13 protein-coding genes are annotated in these 17,008 nt (G+C 45.7%); 2 read left to right on the top strand and 11 right to left on the bottom strand.

What is annotated here, in order from left to right:
* Nucleotides 1-33: 33 nt before the first annotated feature.
* From lolE to lolC, 3 genes are read right to left on the bottom strand one after another with little or no spacing between them, the layout of a single operon-like run.
* Complete coding sequence (lolE, locus tag EL341_RS07230) at nucleotides 34-1,287, bottom strand: lipoprotein-releasing ABC transporter permease subunit LolE (RefSeq protein ID WP_047780777.1); 1,254 nt, start codon at nucleotides 1,285-1,287, stop codon at nucleotides 34-36.
* Complete coding sequence (lolD, locus tag EL341_RS07225; protein ID WP_126467453.1) at nucleotides 1,287-1,991, bottom strand: lipoprotein-releasing ABC transporter ATP-binding protein LolD; 705 nt, start codon at nucleotides 1,989-1,991, stop codon at nucleotides 1,287-1,289. Before lolD ends, lolE begins: the two co-directional genes overlap by 1 nt.
* Nucleotides 1,984-3,186, bottom strand: coding sequence for a lipoprotein-releasing ABC transporter permease subunit LolC (gene lolC / locus EL341_RS07220; RefSeq protein ID WP_047780775.1), 1,203 nt, complete (start codon nucleotides 3,184-3,186; stop codon nucleotides 1,984-1,986). The genes lolD and lolC overlap by 8 nt, the downstream gene beginning before the upstream one ends.
* A 444-nt stretch (nucleotides 3,187-3,630) precedes the next feature.
* Here lolC and mfd point away from each other — a divergent pair, with 444 nt between their 5' ends.
* A complete protein-coding gene (gene mfd / locus EL341_RS07215; RefSeq protein WP_126467451.1) occupies nucleotides 3,631-7,080 on the top strand; it encodes a transcription-repair coupling factor in 3,450 nt (1,149 codons plus the stop codon).
* A 164-nt stretch (nucleotides 7,081-7,244) separates the two neighbouring features.
* Here the strand turns inward: mfd and EL341_RS07210 are convergent, their stop codons facing one another.
* The 8 genes from EL341_RS07210 to EL341_RS07180 form a co-directional block, all read right to left on the bottom strand.
* Nucleotides 7,245-8,549, bottom strand: coding sequence for an NAD(P)/FAD-dependent oxidoreductase (locus EL341_RS07210; RefSeq protein ID WP_047780773.1), 1,305 nt, complete (start codon nucleotides 8,547-8,549; stop codon nucleotides 7,245-7,247).
* A 437-nt stretch (nucleotides 8,550-8,986) separates the two neighbouring features.
* Nucleotides 8,987-9,526, bottom strand: coding sequence for an alpha/beta hydrolase YcfP (ycfP, locus tag EL341_RS07205; RefSeq protein ID WP_074821250.1), 540 nt, complete (start codon nucleotides 9,524-9,526; stop codon nucleotides 8,987-8,989).
* 89 nt (nucleotides 9,527-9,615) lie between these two features.
* Entirely contained in the window at nucleotides 9,616-10,653 is a 1,038-nt protein-coding gene (gene nagZ, locus EL341_RS07200; RefSeq protein ID WP_175474931.1) for a beta-N-acetylhexosaminidase, read from the bottom strand.
* 139 nt (nucleotides 10,654-10,792) lie between these two features.
* Nucleotides 10,793-11,644, bottom strand: a complete 852-nt coding sequence (locus EL341_RS07195; protein ID WP_074821243.1) for a phosphotransferase — start codon at nucleotides 11,642-11,644, stop codon at nucleotides 10,793-10,795.
* A complete protein-coding gene (gene lpoB / locus EL341_RS07190; protein WP_074821240.1) occupies nucleotides 11,631-12,212 on the bottom strand; it encodes a penicillin-binding protein activator LpoB in 582 nt (193 codons plus the stop codon). The genes EL341_RS07195 and lpoB overlap by 14 nt, the downstream gene beginning before the upstream one ends.
* A gap of 53 nt (nucleotides 12,213-12,265) precedes the next feature.
* The gene (gene hinT, locus EL341_RS07185; protein WP_074821237.1) at nucleotides 12,266-12,616 is read right to left on the bottom strand and encodes a purine nucleoside phosphoramidase; all 351 of its coding nucleotides are present in this window, start codon (nucleotides 12,614-12,616) and stop codon (nucleotides 12,266-12,268) included.
* Nucleotides 12,617-12,740: 124 nt separating this feature from the next.
* Entirely contained in the window at nucleotides 12,741-12,887 is a 147-nt protein-coding gene (locus tag EL341_RS17605) for a hypothetical protein (RefSeq protein WP_158487428.1), read from the bottom strand.
* Nucleotides 12,888-13,051: 164 nt separating this feature from the next.
* Entirely contained in the window at nucleotides 13,052-15,781 is a 2,730-nt protein-coding gene (locus tag EL341_RS07180) for an autotransporter family protein (RefSeq protein ID WP_164720446.1), read from the bottom strand.
* 989 nt (nucleotides 15,782-16,770) lie between these two features.
* Between EL341_RS07180 and EL341_RS07175 the strand changes: the two genes are divergently transcribed.
* Complete coding sequence (locus EL341_RS07175; protein ID WP_074821232.1) at nucleotides 16,771-17,001, top strand: DNA polymerase III subunit theta; 231 nt, start codon at nucleotides 16,771-16,773, stop codon at nucleotides 16,999-17,001.
* The last annotated feature ends 7 nt before the right edge of the window (nucleotides 17,002-17,008 follow it).

Genomic DNA, 17,008 nt, shown 5'->3' with positions numbered 1-17,008 from the left:
AGAACGACTAGCCTGCTACGGCTGGAGTGACCATTATTGGCCGCTAAGTACTCGAGCAGGATCAATGCGGCTGGCGCGCCTTGCCGGATACCAACTGGCTACCAGGCTCAATATAATGGATGTTACTAGCACAATGATCACATCTAATGCATGAAGCTCTGACGGTAGAAAATCAATAAAATAGACCCCACCGGAAAGGAAATGGTGTCCAATCAAATTCTCAATCATTTTGATAATATGAGTCAGCTGTAAAGAGACAACCACACCGACCACAACACCGCAAATACTGCCCACCAAGCCGGCCATCAGACCATACCAGATAAATACTGAACGAATTAATCGGTCTTTAGCGCCTAACGTTCTCAGCACTGCGATATCAGCGCTCTTATCTTTAACCGCCATCACCAGAGTGGAAACGATATTAAAACAGGCTACACCAATCACCAGAATCATGGCCAGATACATGATACTGCGCACTAACTGAATATCACGGTACATATAGCCATAGGAGGAAATCCAACTGCGGTAGTACGAGTATTTACCACTGGCCTCAACGGCATTCTTCGAGACAATATTGGCAACAAAGGGGTCTTTTGCTTTAAACGCAATACCAGTGACGCTATCACCCATATCCAAATATTGTTGAGCATCGCTTAGAGGCACCATACCATAGCTATGATCGAGCATACCGCTGAGCTGTAAAATACCGGTAACGTGCAGTCGGATGCGCAAAGGCTGGCCGATCTTCATCTCACCGCTTGGGTCATTGTTAGGAATCATCACCGTGACCCAATCACCCTGCTTCACATTTAGCTCGTCGGCAATGCCTTTACCTAAAATCAGCTGCTGTTCACCGGCTTTAAATTGCTGCCAAGCGTTATCCAATACAAACTGGGGTAAGGCGCTGAGCTTTTCTTCATCCTGAGGTTGAACGCCTCTGACCTGAATGGCCCGTAACTGGGTACCGCTTTCCACTAAGCCGGTAAAGAGAATATAGGGTGCGGCAGCGGCAACCCCCTCAGCCTGTTCAATGCGTTTTTGGGCAATGGGCCAATCATTAAAGGGCTGATCAACAGGCTCCACTTCACCGTGTGGTACCACGGCCAGAATGCGATTTTTTAACTCACGCTCAAACCCATTCATTGCACTCAAACCAATAATCAATACCGCCACGCCTAAGGCGATACCAATAGTAGAAAGAATGGAGATCAGTGAAACCATACCACTACGGCGGCGCCCGCGGCTAAAGCGTAGCGCTATCTTTAATGACAGTGGCACAGCAGACATTATTCAGCCTCCAGCATCATCGACTGCTGATTCAAATGGCCATCGCGCATTTCAAGCTGACGATCGAGACGACGAGCCAATTTCAAGTCATGGGTAACCACCAGAAATGCGGTTCCTTGCTTGCGGTTTAAATCACCTAAAAGTTCGAAAATACTGTCAGCGGTACGCTGATCCAAGTTTCCTGTTGGTTCATCCGCCAACACCAAGGCCGGATTATTCACCAACGCTCTGGCGATAGCCACACGCTGACGCTCACCACCGGACAGCTCTGACGGACGATGAACCGCCCTTTTCTCCAAGCCAACCGCAGCAAGCATGGCACGGGCTCTATCTTCAGCCTCTGACGGTTTAATATGACCAATCATTAGCGGCATAGCGACATTCTCTAGCGCGGTAAAATCCGGTAGCAAATGGTGAAACTGATAGATAAATCCCAGCTGAGTATTACGCAGCTCAGCTTTGGCAGAGGAAGTCATCGAGCTAAGAGAACGTTGTTTAAAAATGACATCGCCGGAAGTAGGTGCATCCAGTCCACCCAACAAATGCAGTAAGGTACTTTTACCTGAGCCAGAGCTACCAACAATCGCCATTAACTCACCCGGCATCATCGAAAAAGACACATTTTTCAAGACTTCAGTTTTTAACTTACCTTCCTGATAGGTTTTGCAAAGATCTACACATTGCAGTAACAAAGAATTATTCATAGCGTAACGCCTCTGCGGGTTGAACGGCGGCGGCCCGCCAGGAAGGATAAAGCGTAGAAAGCAGCGCCAGTCCCATCGAGAACAGCGCAATCGTCATCACCTGGGAATAATCAATCACCACCGGCAAAGCAACACCGGACAGCGATTGACCAATAAACGGCATCAGAGCATTCAAATTACTTGATAGAGCAATACCCAGCCCCGAGCCCAGCAAAGCGCCAATAATTCCGGCACTGGCTCCCTGAACGATAAATATGTACATAATCTGGTGACGCTTCAGACCCAGGGTTTTTAAAATCGCCACTTCCCCCTGTTTCTCCATCACCAACAGGCTCAAAGAGGTGACGATATTAAACGCCGCAACGGCAATGATCAGGCCAATCAACAGCCCCATCATATTTTTCTCCATCCGAACGGCCTGAAACAATTCACCTTTACGTTCACGCCAGTCTTTCATCACCAGCCCATCCGGTAGCGCTTGTTCGCTTACCGAGACGATATTTAACGGTTTTTGTAGATACAGACGCCAGCCGCTGATATTTCCGATGGGATAACGCATTAAACGTGAGGCATCTTGCTGGTTTACCAACAGCTGAGTGGCATCCACTTCGCTACCGGCAGCAAAGGTGCCAATAACCGTAAACAGTCGCTGACTGGGAATTCGTCCCATCGGCGTAAATTGACTTGCTCCGGTCACCATCAAACGAACCTGTTCACCTAATCGGATACCCAGCTTCTCAGCCAGTTTTTCGCCCAAAATAACCCGATAGCTGCCGGGCTCTAGCTGAGCAACGCTGGCACCATAAACATCACCGGCTAGCGGTTCGTTATCTTCTTGATTAATCCCCAGCATAACGCCAACGGACAACCCTTTGACGCTTTGCAAAATCACATCGCCGGTAGTGAGCGGTTCAATACGACTAACGCCGGACAAGGATTTAAGTTGGGAGGCAGGATGTTCCTGCGGATTGAGATTGCCTTGCTTGGTTGTCACCAACGCATGAGGCATTAACCCAAGCGTATTTTTTTCTTGCTCTTGTTCAAAGCCATTCATCACCGATAAAACGGTCACTAATGCCATGACACCGAGAATAATACCAATCGTCGACAGCCATGAAACAAACTGGCTAAACCGGTCTGATGCTCGCCCACGCATGTAGCGCAGGCCAATATATAACGCAACGGGCTGATACATTTAGCTCTGTTTACTCTTTTTATGGACGCTTGCTGCCAACAGACAGTAAGTGACTCGGCCAGTAAGAAAATCGTCTTGTCGTTGCCAGACTATCATCATCGGATAACCCTAACTCTCTACAATGACAACCAAATTGCCCGGGAATGATAAAGGCTGGTTCTACTTTATGGAACCACTAAACGCTTATCCCACCATATTTTTTCCGGGCTGCATTTTATCACTGATAGTATGACGGAAAAATCCCCGTTATCGGACAGATAACGCAGATTTAAATCTATTTCACCGGACAACCACCCGCAGATTAGATTAATATATAGCAATCTAGCCTGCGCGTTAGGCGCGTAGCGTTACACAATTTGATTCAGATTGGAATGGGATTGCGCCAGCCAGCGGATCTCAGCGGGTTTTATGACTCGTCTAATTTAAAGAGACTTTATATACAGCATGTCCCTTCAACATCGTTTTACCTTACCAGAACGCCCGGGTGATCTACGCCAGATAGGTCATTTATATGGTTCATCGATTACGGTTATCAGCGCTGAGATTATTAATCGGCACAATGGGCCCGTCTTGCTTATTGCTTCTGATATGCAGCAAGCCTTGCGCATCAACGATGAGCTACGCCAGTTTACCCACAAAACCGTGACCGCTTTACCGGACTGGGAAACGCTGCCTTATGACAGTTTCTCACCTCATCAGGAGATTGTTTCCTCGCGTTTATCAAGCCTGTATCAACTACCGCAGATGCAGGATGGGGTGATGATTCTGCCGGTCAATACCCTGATGCAGAAAGTCTGTCCCCACGCTTTCCTGATGGGCCATGCGCTGGTAGCTAAAAAAGGCGATCGCTTATCGCGGGATAACCTGCGAGCACAGTTAGAACAGGCTGGATATCGTTCCGTCGATCAAGTGTTGGAGCACGGGGAGTTTGCTACCCGAGGTGCCCTGCTGGATCTGTTCCCGATGGGGAGCAATGAACCTTATCGTCTGGATTTCTTCGATGATGAAATTGACAGTATTCGTCTGTTTGACGTTGACAGCCAACGAACCCTAAACGAAGTTGACCATATTAATCTGTTGCCAGCCCATGAGTTTCCAACGGATAAAAACGCCATTGAACTATTCCGTAGCCAGTGGCGCGAGCAGTTTGAGGTTCGCCGTGACGCGGAACACATCTATCAGCAGGTTTCTAAGGAAATCTGGCCTGCAGGTATTGAATATTGGCAACCGCTGTTTTTCAGTCAGCCTCTTCCCGCGCTATTTAGCTATTTGCCGCAAAATACGCTACTGGTCAGTCTGGGCAATATTGAAAGTGCCGCAGATCGTTTTTGGCTCGATGCCTCCCAGCGTTTTGAAAATCGCCGCGTTGATCCCATGCGTCCGCTGCTGCTGCCAGAAAGCCTGTGGCTACGCGTCGATCAGTTATTTGCTGAATTAAAGCAGTGGCCTCGCATTCAATTAAGCAGCGATAGCGTCGCCAAGAAAGGCGGTAGTCTGAATCTGGATTATCAACCACTACCAGATGTTTCAGTACAGCATCAGCACAAATCGCCGCTGGATAATCTACGACGCTTTTTAGAAAGCTTCAGCGGTCGCGTGGTTTTCTCGGTGGAAAGTGAAGGCCGTCGTGAAACCCTGCAAGAATTGCTGACACGCATCAAATTAAAACCATCATTGATTGACGAGTTGGATCAGGCGCAAGAACCTGGCTCATACTTGATGGTTGGCGCCTGCGAACATGGTTTTTTGGACAATGAAAACCAGACAGCGGTTATTTGTGAGAGCGACCTGCTAGGAGAACGTGTCGTTACTCGTCGACAGGATAATCGGCGCGCGATCAATACCGATACCTTGATTCGCAATCTGGCGGAGCTTCGCCCCGGTCAACCGGTGGTCCATCTGGAACACGGCGTAGGCCGCTACGTTGGTTTAACTACTTTAGAAGCCGGTGGTATCAAAGCTGAATATCTGATCCTGACCTATGCCGGTGAAGATAAGCTGTATGTTCCGGTTTCTTCTTTGCACCTGATCAGCCGTTATTCCGGCGGTGCCGAAGAGAACGCCCCATTACATAAATTGGGTGGTGAAGCCTGGAGCAAGGCCCGTCAAAAAGCGGCAGAAAAAGTGCGCGATGTGGCGGCAGAACTGCTGGATATTTATGCCCGCCGCGAAGCCAAGCCGGGATTTGCCTTTAAGCAGGATAAAGAACAGTACCAACAGTTCTGCGAAGCCTTCCCTTATGAGCCGACATTCGATCAAACTAACGCCATTGGTGCGGTTCTCGGTGATATGTGCCGCCCCAATGCCATGGACCGACTGGTGTGTGGCGATGTGGGCTTTGGTAAAACGGAAGTGGCTATGCGAGCGGCATTTTTAGCGGTGATCAACGCCAAGCAAGTTGCCATTCTGGTACCCACCACCCTACTTGCACAACAGCACTATGATAACTTCCGCGATCGTTTTGCCAATTGGCCAATCCGTATTGAAGTGATGTCGCGCTTCCGTACCGCTAAAGAACAGCAACAGATTCTGCAAGCCGCAGTAGAAGGCAAAATCGATATTCTGATTGGTACCCATAAGCTATTGCAAAGCGATCTCCATTGGAAAGACTTGGGTCTGCTGATTGTTGATGAAGAGCACCGATTTGGCGTTCGCCAGAAAGAGCGAATCAAAGCCATGCGTGCCAACGTCGATATTCTGACCTTAACCGCCACACCGATTCCGCGTACGCTGAATATGGCGATGAGCGGCATGCGTGATTTATCGATTATTGCTACGCCACCCGCGCGCCGTTTAGCGGTAAAAACCTTTGTACGCGAGTATGACGATCTGATTATTCGCGAGGCTATTTTGCGTGAAGTGTTGCGCGGTGGGCAGGTTTATTATCTTTATAACGACGTTGCCAATATCAATAAGGCCGCGGAGCATCTCACTAATTTGGTACCGGAAGCACGGATTACTATTGGTCATGGTCAGATGCATGAACGCGATCTTGAGCGGGTGATGTCTGACTTCCACCATCAGCGTTTCAACGTGCTGGTCTGTACCACCATTATCGAAACCGGTATTGATATTCCCAATGCCAATACCATCATTATGGAACGTGCTGACCGTTTCGGTTTAGCGCAATTGCATCAGTTACGTGGGCGGGTTGGGCGCTCTCATCACCAAGCCTATGCCTATTTGCTTACCCCTCATCCGAAGGCCATGACCACCGATGCCGTTAAGCGTCTGGAAGCCGTTGCCTCACTAGAGGATTTGGGTGCTGGTTTTGCGTTAGCAACTCACGATCTGGAAATTCGCGGTGCCGGGGAGCTATTGGGTGAAGATCAAAGTGGTCAAATCACCACCATCGGTTTCTCTCTGTATATGGAGATGCTGGAAAGTGCCGTCGATGCTTTAAAAGAAGGTCGGGAGCCATCGCTGGAAGATCTCACCGTCAACCAAACTGAGGTGGAACTACGCGTTCCTGCCCTGCTACCTGATGACTATATGCCAGACGTCAATACCCGCCTGTCATTCTATAAACGTATTGCCAGCGCCTCAACGGAAGATGAGTTGGACGAACTGAAAATCGAACTGATCGATCGCTTCGGTTTGCTACCGGATGCAACCCGCAATCTGCTTCAGTCCGCTTTAATGCGCCAACGCGCCAAGAAACTAGGCATTAAGCGTATTGAGGGGAATAAGAAAGGCGGATTTATTGAGTTCAGCGAAAATAATAACGTTAATCCAAGTTATTTGATTGGCCTGCTGCAAAAGCAACCACAACGCTATCGCCTTGATGGCCCGACGAAGTTGAAGTTCAACGTTGATTTAAGCGATAGGCTAAAGCGGTTAGAGTTTATTAGTTCGTTGTTGGGTCAGTTCGAGGAACATCGATTAGAGCGTTAGTATTGCGCTCGAGTAAGGGGCTTTATAGCCAAAGCCCCTTATAAACCTATTTTTTCCGCAATTTTCTGCAACATCCTTGCTACGCATGCTACCTTTGGCCTTCCTTCGGCAACATTCTGATGCATATATTGAAGGCCAAAGCTCAACACCAATACTATGTAGAATTAATGGAGTTTTAATCTCGGTCTAATAATCCGGTTAATACTTCCCACCAACATAATCAATCCGGTTTTGATATAGCCAAATAACGCCACCTGATGCATACGATACAAGGAGATATACGCCAATCGAGCCAGTCGGCCTTCAATCATCATAGAACCCTTGGTCAAGTTCCCCATCAGGCTACCAACGGTGCTGTATTTCGACAGTGAAACCAAAGAGCCACGGTCAGTATAGCGATAATTTTTCAGCGTCCCGCCATTCAGCAGTGCCAAAATATTGCTATAACACAGGCTGGCCATTTGATGTGCTGCTTGAGCGCGTGGCGGAACTGGCGTGCCGTTTTCCTGCATGCAGTTAGCACAGTCACCAATGGCGAAAATCGCAGGATCTTGCGTTGTCTGTAGGGTTGGTTTAACCACTAACTGGTTAATTCGGTTGGTTTCCAGTCCGCCCAGATCTTTCATAAAGTCAGGCGCTTTGATACCCGCCGCCCAAACCAGCAAATCGGCCTTAATAAAATCACCGCTCTTGGTATGCAGGCCATCGGCATCGGCGCTGGTTACCATGGTTTGCGTCAGAACATTCACACCCAGGTTAGTCAATTCTTGATGGGCGGAAGATGAAATTCGGGTTGGTAAGGCTGGCAGAATACGCTCTCCGGCTTCCACCAAAGTGACGTTTAGCGCTTTATTATCTAATCCACGATAACCGTAGCTGTGCAGCTGTTTAACTGCATTATGTAATTCAGCAGATAACTCTACCCCAGTCGCACCGCCACCCACGATGGCAATATTCACCCGCTCTTTTTCATGAGGATGCGAGGAGAATTTCAAGAACAGGTTCAACATTTTGTTATGAAATAGTTGAGCCTGCTGTGGATTATCCAGATAGATACAATTCTCTTTGACGCCAGGCGTGCCGAAATCGTTAGAAACGCTACCTAATGCCATCACCAAAATATCGTAAGACATATTGCGTTCAGGCACTAATTCTTCGCCTTGTTCGCCCTCAATGCGCGCCAAACGAATACTCTGCTCTTCCCGGTTAATATCAATCAGCGTACCGAGCTGGAAATGAAAAGCATTGTTACGCGCATGAGCCAAATAGCTTAAGGCATCAACGCCATCATCCAGCGCTCCGGTTGCCACTTCGTGCAGTAACGGTTTCCATAAATGGCTTTGATTACGATCCACCAACGTAATTTCTGCCTTACCTTTACGCCCTAGTTTTTTACCCAAACTGGTTGCAAGTTCTAACCCGCCGGCTCCACCACCGACAATAACAATTTTTTTAGTTTCTGTTTTCACTTTGATATCCCACTAAAAATAAACCAAAAATTAGGGTAATGAATACGCGAAATCGCCTACAGACCTTGGTACCGGGCGATTCTCATTATAAAATTATCGGCAGAATAACATAACTGGGCATTTGGTCATACCAAAATTGATATAAATCAATTTTTACCTATTTTGGGTGATTTTGTCAGTATTAGCAGGAAAACTGCCGGGGAAATTTGAAGGTATAGCATTAGCCCATACGGGCCAGTTAAAGATTATAGAAATACAATGAGGCTCAGTGTTTAGGCCAAGTATTCATTTGTTAGTTAACACCGAGATCCCGGTTTTCACCGGGATGACGGTAGTTGCTGGTGAAGTTGTTGAGTCATGACATACTTACGTGAAAATTCTTAAACTAACGGCATTACGGCTCAAACTAGCGTTAACTCACTGGAACTGACTTAAGTTTAACCTTGTTTAAAGGCTTTAATCGTCTGCAGATGAGGAGAGATCTGTTTAAACTTATGCGCCTGATTCTCATCCCAGATAATATTGTAATAAGGATTGAGCACATCAGCACTTCTCTGACTGTCCAGCGCCTCATCATTGCGGGAAAGAATCACCAAGCAGTTATCTTTGTTCTTGGTGCGAAACTCACTCACACATTTGGTGGCAATATCCAGATACTCTTCAGGACGATCAATTTTCCCCGGCATATTCTCATGAGGGAATAAATTAGGATTAAAAATCGCCTGACGAATCCCACACAAGAATCCAATGCGTTCAGCCCAAAAACCGCCTAAACCGACACCACAAATCAACGGCTGCGTGTCTTTGCCCTGCTGAACGGCTTTATCCGTCTCTTTTAGCAGATGTTGCATATCATGGCGCGGATGCAGCGTGCTGTAACTGATAAAACGCACGTCGGGATCGATAAACTGTAGTTGTAAAACCTTCTCATGATTCCCGGGGCTGGTTGAATCAAAACCGTGTAAATAAATAATCATATTTAGCCTCACTGCCTGCTCTGTACTGGCCAATCAACCTATCTTGCCGAAAAAGTATCACTATCTTCAATCTTTTTCTCTGATATACATTATGCTTTCAGGTTTTGTTGCTTGTACTGTTCCCAGCGTTCACTTAATAGCGTCAGTTGCTTATTTGCCTGTTGCCAACGAGAAGACGCCAGTAAATCGCGACGCGTTAATTTATTTTTATGAAACAACTGACTAACCCGTTCAGCACGAATATCGGACGGTATATTATCCAGAACGCTAACCGCACCTTCACGATTATTACAAACTAAAACCATATCACAACCGGCATCCAGAGCGGCCTGACTACGTTCAGCGTAGCTACCCATGATAGCCGCCCCTTCCATTGACATATCATCGGAAAAAATGACGCCACTGAATCCTAACTGCTGGCGTAAGACGCTTTTCAGCCAATGTGCTGAACAGCTGGCCGGGCGAGGATCCACTTCACTGTAAATCACATGCGCTGGCATCACGCCGTCCAATAGTCCTGCGCTAAACAGGCGGCGAAACACCGCCATATCGTTATCATAGAGCTGTTGATAGCTACGGTTATCCACCGGCGTTTCTTTATGGGAATCGGCAGATACCGCACCGTGGCCGGGAAAATGTTTACCGGTAGCGCGCATACCCGCACTGTTCATTCCCTGGATAAACTGACTGGCCATCAGGGTGACCACTTCAGGATCGTGATGAAAAGAGCGATCGCCAATGGCTGCGCTGTTGTGACCAACATCCAGCACCGGTGCAAAACTAATATCGATATCCAGCGTGACCAACTCAGCTGCCATTAGCCACCCGGCTTCCTGTGCCATTTTTTCCGCTTCACGCTCTTCCAGTAAGGCAGCAAATGATTGCGGGGCAGGCAATTGTGTAAAGCCTGTGCGAAAACGCTGTACTCGGCCACCTTCCTGATCGACAGCAATCAATAAACGATGACGTGATGCTTCCCGTACCTGACGCACCAGCTCCGTTAGCTGTGCAGGATCGTGAAAGTTACGGGCAAAAAATATCAAACCACCCACCGATGGATGCTTTAATATTTCACGCTCTTCCGCGTCCAGCTCATAGCCGACGACATCTAACATCACTGGTCCCACATTAACCTCACTTTGCTACATTCTTTAGCGTAAAAATAGAGACAGGCTGATTGGCTCACACCAAATGCCCGGAAAAAAACCACCAGCCTTTTACCCAAGGCGAAAAACAGCAACCATTCTAATCAGTGTGAGACAATAACTAAATAGCATAATCACTTCTGAGCAAATCACTCGCCTCAAGATACAGCGAATTTCTCGTCTGCTGCCAACGTGTTTCATACCACATCAACATCAGATAATGGGTATACGGTTTCCAGAGCGCTACCTGTCGGGCTAACGTTTCCAGATCCTCATAGCCCCCGGCTCGAATATAATGCTGTAAAAAATCGGCTTCTGCGGCTTGATCCCAACGGTTACCATCAAACAGCGCGGCTAATTCAAAAGCAATATCAGCATCAATCGCATATTCCCAATCGATTAAAACCGGGCCGTTTGCCGTCAGCACTATATTATCTGGATGCAAATCAAGGTGGGTTGGCGCTAGCTTTAGCGGTCTGGGGCAAGGTGAGCGCAGCATAGACTGATGCAATCGCAACCAGTTAGGCGTGATTCTATGCCGATCGATGGATTGCCAATAACGAATAAAGCGCTGATGTAAATCAAGAGAAAATCCAACGGTTGGCTGCCGATGTAGTTTAACCAGACTATCCGCTAACATGCTACGACCGTCAGCGGATATCCATGTTGCCTTATCCATTAACTGACCGTCTATCCAGCCAGATATCAGCCATTGATTGGTTATCAATAAAGGCGCTGCTGCCAGCCCGACGGCTGACAATCGCTTTAAAAAGTGATATTCACGCCAACGGTTAATGCCTAATACAGCATCCGTTCTTGCCAGCGGTTTCGCCAACCAGCATGGATGATGATTGGCAATTTGCCATGATGTTCCGGTTAAGCCGGAAACCGAGGTTATGCTTAATTCTTCTGCCGAATATCCCGGTAGATGCCGGGATATTAGTTGTGTTAACTGAGAATTAACGCTGAACATTACCCTTACCGGACCAGATAATTTCACCGGTTGAAGCCTGAATCAGCTGCAGCATAATTTCTGGCATTCCCGGATTACCGTTAGCCGATGCATAAATAATGTATTTAGCCCCGAGATAGCGCGCCAGACTGATGGCTTTTGATCGGGAAATTAAACTATCGTCACCCTGTAATCCCAGAGCCTGACGGCCTTCATCCAACTTACTGTCCGGTACCAGCTCAAAATGTCGGGTCGATATTAATGACTCTTTTAGCGCTTTTGTTGCAGCAGCCGTTTCCACCCGACCGGAGGTATTATTTTTCACCTGATCCAGCAATAAAATACCGTTATCCGTCGCTTCTGCTGATGAACTCACCATTTTAGACACCAGCGGTTCTACGCTGGCCATCCAGTTAATGGCCTGCTCTGCCGGAGGAAGCGTTGGCGGTGTCGGTGGTGGCTGATACGGCGGAGGTGGCGGAGGCGTAACGGTTACCGGCGGCTTGGTCGGTTGCTTATTATTCGTTACCTGACATCCACTCAGTGCCAATACGGCCAAACCCAGCCCTAAAAACAGAACTTTTTTCATTCCCTACTCCACAATAATGCTTACTGTGCCAGACAAATATTTTGCAATACTCACTAGCGGGATAACATTGGTCCTAACGCCTTGCCACCCACCAGATGCATATGAATATGATAAACTTCCTGACCACCGTGGCGATTACAGTTAACAATCAAACGGTAGCCATCCTCAGCAATCCCTTCCTGCTCAGCAATTTTGGCGGCAACAACCATCATTCGCCCTAAAGCTTGTTCGTGCTCAGGCTTAACGTCATTAACCGTTGGGATCAAGATATTAGGAATAATCAGAATATGTGTTGGAGCCTGCGGAGAAATGTCGCGAAATGCCGTAACCAGTTCATCCTGATAAACGATATCCGATGGAATTTCACGACGAATAATTTTACTAAAAATAGTCTCTTCAGCCATGTTTTACTCCTTTGCTCTCTATAAGAAAATTCAATATCCGTTCAGTATGAGTAGATAATCCCATGCTTTCAAGCGCCAGCGGGTTAATTCATTGATTCTATGGTGCGATAAGCGTGCAATATCATTAGCTGAAAGCATCAATAATTAATGTCAGGCCAGCAATTGCAGCGATGGCAATCAGGAAATAACGGAGGTGAAAGCGGGTTCCTCTGGCGGCTAACACCAAACACCCAACTAAAATAGCGATGCGGAAAAGAGACTCTGAATCCATGAATGCTACCCATAAATTGATCGGTTAAACATCGATCACAATCCAATAAAATATGAATAGATTATAGCCCGAGTCGGCTGCACAGTACTATGTTGTTTAAACAACAAAAAAGTCTGGCTCCAGATAAAGCCAGACAAAGGGAATTTATAACAAGAAAAGAATAATCAGAAACGCCCTTGGACACCTAGATGAGCAGAGTAACCATCTAAATCACCTTCAAAGCTTTTCAGATATTTTACATCCAGATAGAACGAGGTATTTTTAGCGGCATTTGCCGTGATACCTGCGCCCCCCTGCCACCAACTAGAGTCAAAATCAGCCCGTACATTAGTGCCGCCAACATTAACCGATGGCGCTTTAGTTAAAGAGCTCACCGCATCTAATGTTAAATAAGGCTTAAAGATTTCATTGTCTTTATCCTCAACCTGATCACGGAAGAAGCGAACACCGGCACGCGCTAACCCAGTGTTATGACTATCGCCATAGATATTAGATATCTTATCGCTGAAATCCTCAGCCTTCAGAAGCTGATAGACAATTTGCCCCTGCGGCTCGATTTTCCAGTTATCCGTTACACCGTAAGGTTTCCCGCCTTCCAGAGATAAAATTAAACCATAGCTCTTCTGGTCGGCATCATAACGACTGTTATAATGATTATCGTAGTAGGTGAACTGCGTCACCGCATCGATATAACCGCCATCTTGCGCATAGCGCGTATAATAACCACCCAGACTATAAGCGTTTGTGGTGATTCCCCCAGTATGAATACTGTCACCCACATAGGCCCGGCCTTTATCACGGGTATCGGTTTGAGTTCGACCCAAGGTTACCGTGGCACCGCTAGTAATCAGTGTTCCGGCAGCGGTTTCGCTCTGGTATAAATCACGACCAAACTGGGCAAACATGATATCGATATCATAGTTAAAACGCCCCGCCTTCGACTCCAGATGCTGACCGCCGTAACGACCCCAGATTTTATCATCATAACCACGGGCAAACTGTTGGGTATCGCCCATTCTTTCATGTAGCGTTCCCACCGTTTGATAACCATACAGCATATTGACGTATGGTCCGGCAATATAGCCCGGAACTTCCTTACGATACGGCGTAGGAGCTGGCGCTGGTTTCGGCAGCGGATTAGTGACGTTAGAGCCCGATCCAGACGAACCATCCGATTCAGGGGTTGTCCCGGTTGGTGGATCCGGCGTAACTGGCGGTGTTACGGGTGGAGTTACTACCGGCGGTGCCTCATTACGCAGATACCAGTCATTTGTATCCGCGCCATCTTTACTACCTTCAAACAGATAGTAGTCAAAAGCACCAATGCTGACTTCATTGTCCAGCGCAAACAGCTTAGTATTTAATGATGAACCATCTATTTGAACAACTTTAATCCCATCATCAACCGTTTGCGTACGATTATTAGCGGTAATATTGATATTTAACAAATGGTTACCGCTGGCATTACCAGTCACATGGATCAGATCGGAGTGGGTATTGGCTCCACCTTCATTCAACTCAGTATTGATATAGAAGGTACCGTTGCCTGACAAGTTATTAATGGTCAATACCTTATAGCGATTGGCCACCGGAGCCGCGAAATGAACCGAGCTGTTTAACAATGCCAGTTGATTGATTTGAGATGACTCCGTCATATTCCAACGGCTGGCGTTATTGGCAGTAAGATCGATATTCCCCTCAGCCATACCGGTCAGCATGGACTGATCCATGGTCATCTGTAGACGGGAGGCCGCATTGGCTGGATCAACCATCAGATTGCCATTAATAACAGATTGGTTGGTCGCGCTAAAATTAACGACTGAAGGGCCAGTTGCGCCAGATAAATAAATGGCATTCTGTGCTGCCGATAAGGTAGATGAATTATCCAGATTAACGGTCCAACTCCCCTCCTCAGCATAAATACCATGAGTGCCGCTCGTATTCAGATTAGACTGACTAACGTTCAGGGTACCGCTTTTTACCGCACCACTATCATTAAATAGCGCTACAGTTGAAGTGAGATCGCCGACTTTGGTGTTAACACTACCATTGATAACGTCAATTGTGCCGTTATTACTGATGACCAAAGCCTTGCTACCTTGCCCTTGGGTTTCCAAACTCACGCCGGTCAACTTAACATGGCTATTGGTACCATCAACGTTAACGGCATTGGCATCAATCCCCTGAGTTGACATACTCCCGCCGGTCACACTCACTATAGCGCCAGTTTGTACATCGATGACAGAACCGGAGGTTGAAACAGTAGAGACGTTATTATCAAGCGTAATTTTACCTGTATCGTGGGCCCAAAGGCTAATACCGTCACTTTGAATAGTTGCATTACCTTTCAATGCCACATCACCGCCATTGCTTGCGATAACGGCAGAGCTTGATGAACCGTAAGAGGTAATCGTTGCTCCTTTTCCTAAAAGAACGGAGCTATTCAAGCCATCAGCCAGAATGGCTGACCCACTGTCCCCCGATGGAGAAGCTGAAGTAATTAAACCATTACTGTTTGTTGTGGTAACGCCAGACGTAATAATCAAATCACCATTAAAAGTAACGTTACCACCGGTATTGGCATTAATACCATAACCGCTATTTGTATAAATTCCAGACAATGTACCTGGAGTAGTCTCATAAATGCGATAACCGTTATTCGCAGTTAAAGCATTATGGTTAGCCCCTACAGCAATAATCAAAGTTTCCCCTGATGGTATTATTGCATTGTACATATTCAAATCGATGTTGGTCGATATCGTTTCGGCAGTTGAAGGCAAAACAAAGGCTTGAGCTATTGAGTTATAGCCTACAGCAGTCACAAAAGTTATAGCCGGTATTGCTTTGGCTATCATAATGGACAACGGATTCAATTTCATATTAACGAACGACATATAAACTTCCCTATTGAGACATATTATCTTCCATTTTGTCGGCATTAAAATTCAAAAAAATAGAATGATAATATTAACTTTTATACAATAATTACTTACCCTGAATAAGTTAATACTCAGAATGAAATAAATTAAAACCTTTAATTAATAAGATAAAAACAACCATGTATCATAGCAAAAATAAATAACACCTTAGGATAATTAAGGTAAAAAAATCATCTATAAACAACCCAATTGAACTATAGCTTCTCTTATAAAAAAATAAAGTTAAAAAGTTATTTCATTTTAAGACTTAAGAATTAAAAACATTAAGTATCACAATGAAAAACCACGAACAACAAAAACAAAAAGCAACAAATTGATAAAATCAAAAAATACAAACAAAGTTAATAAATTCAATAAAATAAGAAGAATAAAAATAAAATTAAAAAACAAAAATCACATATTAATCTTATGTAATTTATATAAAAAAAATGAAGAAAAACAATTGAAAAATTTATAGGCAAAAGTTCAAACATAACAAAAAAAATGAAAGAACCCTGCATAAAAAACAAAAAGAGTTGTATTTAAAGAGAAGTAAAAATCAATATAAAACACAGCATTCATATATAAAAAATATAAATAATCAGATTGTATTAGAGATAAAGATCGTCATTTAAATTATTTTTAGAATAATATATTAAAATAATATGATAAAAAATTAGCCAGCGTTCATGTTACCTACTTATTGCGTTTTTTGGCTTACCGCATTATTTATTTTCAAATAGTTATCCCCTGCTCATTTTTTATCCTAAATGGCAGGCAATCGCTCCCATCCAATACCAAATTTGGTCAACAGAGTATCTCTTCATACTATGCTTACTGTCTGTCCCCCTCTCCCCAAGGATAAATTCATGATGCCAAGTGGGCGATCTATACGCTTTACATACAACACAATGGAATCACCAGAATAACCCTGTATAATCACGGCGGAACAAGAGGAGTATACGATGAGTTACAATCTGGCTGACCTTCCAAAAGAAGAGCGTGAAAAAGTCGATGTTGACTTGCATGCGTCCGGTATTGCCTATAAAGAGCGTTATGGCATGCCCTTTAACTACCGTGATATAGAAGTATTGATCCCAGCGGGCCTTCAAGATTACTTTAAACAGCGCGTGGAGTTTTTTCGCGGTAATCCCTACCACTTAGGTAAAATGCCTTACGTGGCCAAAGAAAAATAATCGTTCT

Source organism: Pragia fontium, from assembly GCF_900638655.1.
GTDB lineage: Bacteria > Pseudomonadota > Gammaproteobacteria > Enterobacterales > Enterobacteriaceae > Pragia > Pragia fontium.
The sequence above is the reverse complement of the archived record's forward strand: the minus strand, read 5'-3'. Positions and strand labels throughout refer to the sequence as shown.

Excerpts from the sequence above, each read along its gene's own strand:
- lolD (WP_126467453.1), bottom strand. The coding sequence starts at position 1,991 with ATGAATAATTCTTTGTTACTGCAATGTGTAGATCTTTGCAAAACCTAT.
- EL341_RS07175 (WP_074821232.1), top strand. The coding sequence starts at position 16,771 with ATGAGTTACAATCTGGCTGACCTTCCAAAAGAAGAGCGTGAAAAAGTC.
- lolE (WP_047780777.1), bottom strand. The coding sequence starts at position 1,287 with ATGTCTGCTGTGCCACTGTCATTAAAGATAGCGCTACGCTTTAGCCGC.
- hinT (WP_074821237.1), bottom strand. The coding sequence starts at position 12,616 with ATGGCTGAAGAGACTATTTTTAGTAAAATTATTCGTCGTGAAATTCCA.
- EL341_RS17605 (WP_158487428.1), bottom strand. The coding sequence starts at position 12,887 with ATGGATTCAGAGTCTCTTTTCCGCATCGCTATTTTAGTTGGGTGTTTG.
- lolC (WP_047780775.1), bottom strand. The coding sequence starts at position 3,186 with ATGTATCAGCCCGTTGCGTTATATATTGGCCTGCGCTACATGCGTGGG.
- lpoB (WP_074821240.1), bottom strand. The coding sequence starts at position 12,212 with ATGAAAAAAGTTCTGTTTTTAGGGCTGGGTTTGGCCGTATTGGCACTG.
- EL341_RS07195 (WP_074821243.1), bottom strand. The coding sequence starts at position 11,644 with ATGTTCAGCGTTAATTCTCAGTTAACACAACTAATATCCCGGCATCTA.
- mfd (WP_126467451.1), top strand. The coding sequence starts at position 3,631 with ATGTCCCTTCAACATCGTTTTACCTTACCAGAACGCCCGGGTGATCTA.
- EL341_RS07180 (WP_164720446.1), bottom strand. The coding sequence starts at position 15,781 with ATGTCGTTCGTTAATATGAAATTGAATCCGTTGTCCATTATGATAGCC.
- ycfP (WP_074821250.1), bottom strand. The coding sequence starts at position 9,526 with ATGATTATTTATTTACACGGTTTTGATTCAACCAGCCCCGGGAATCAT.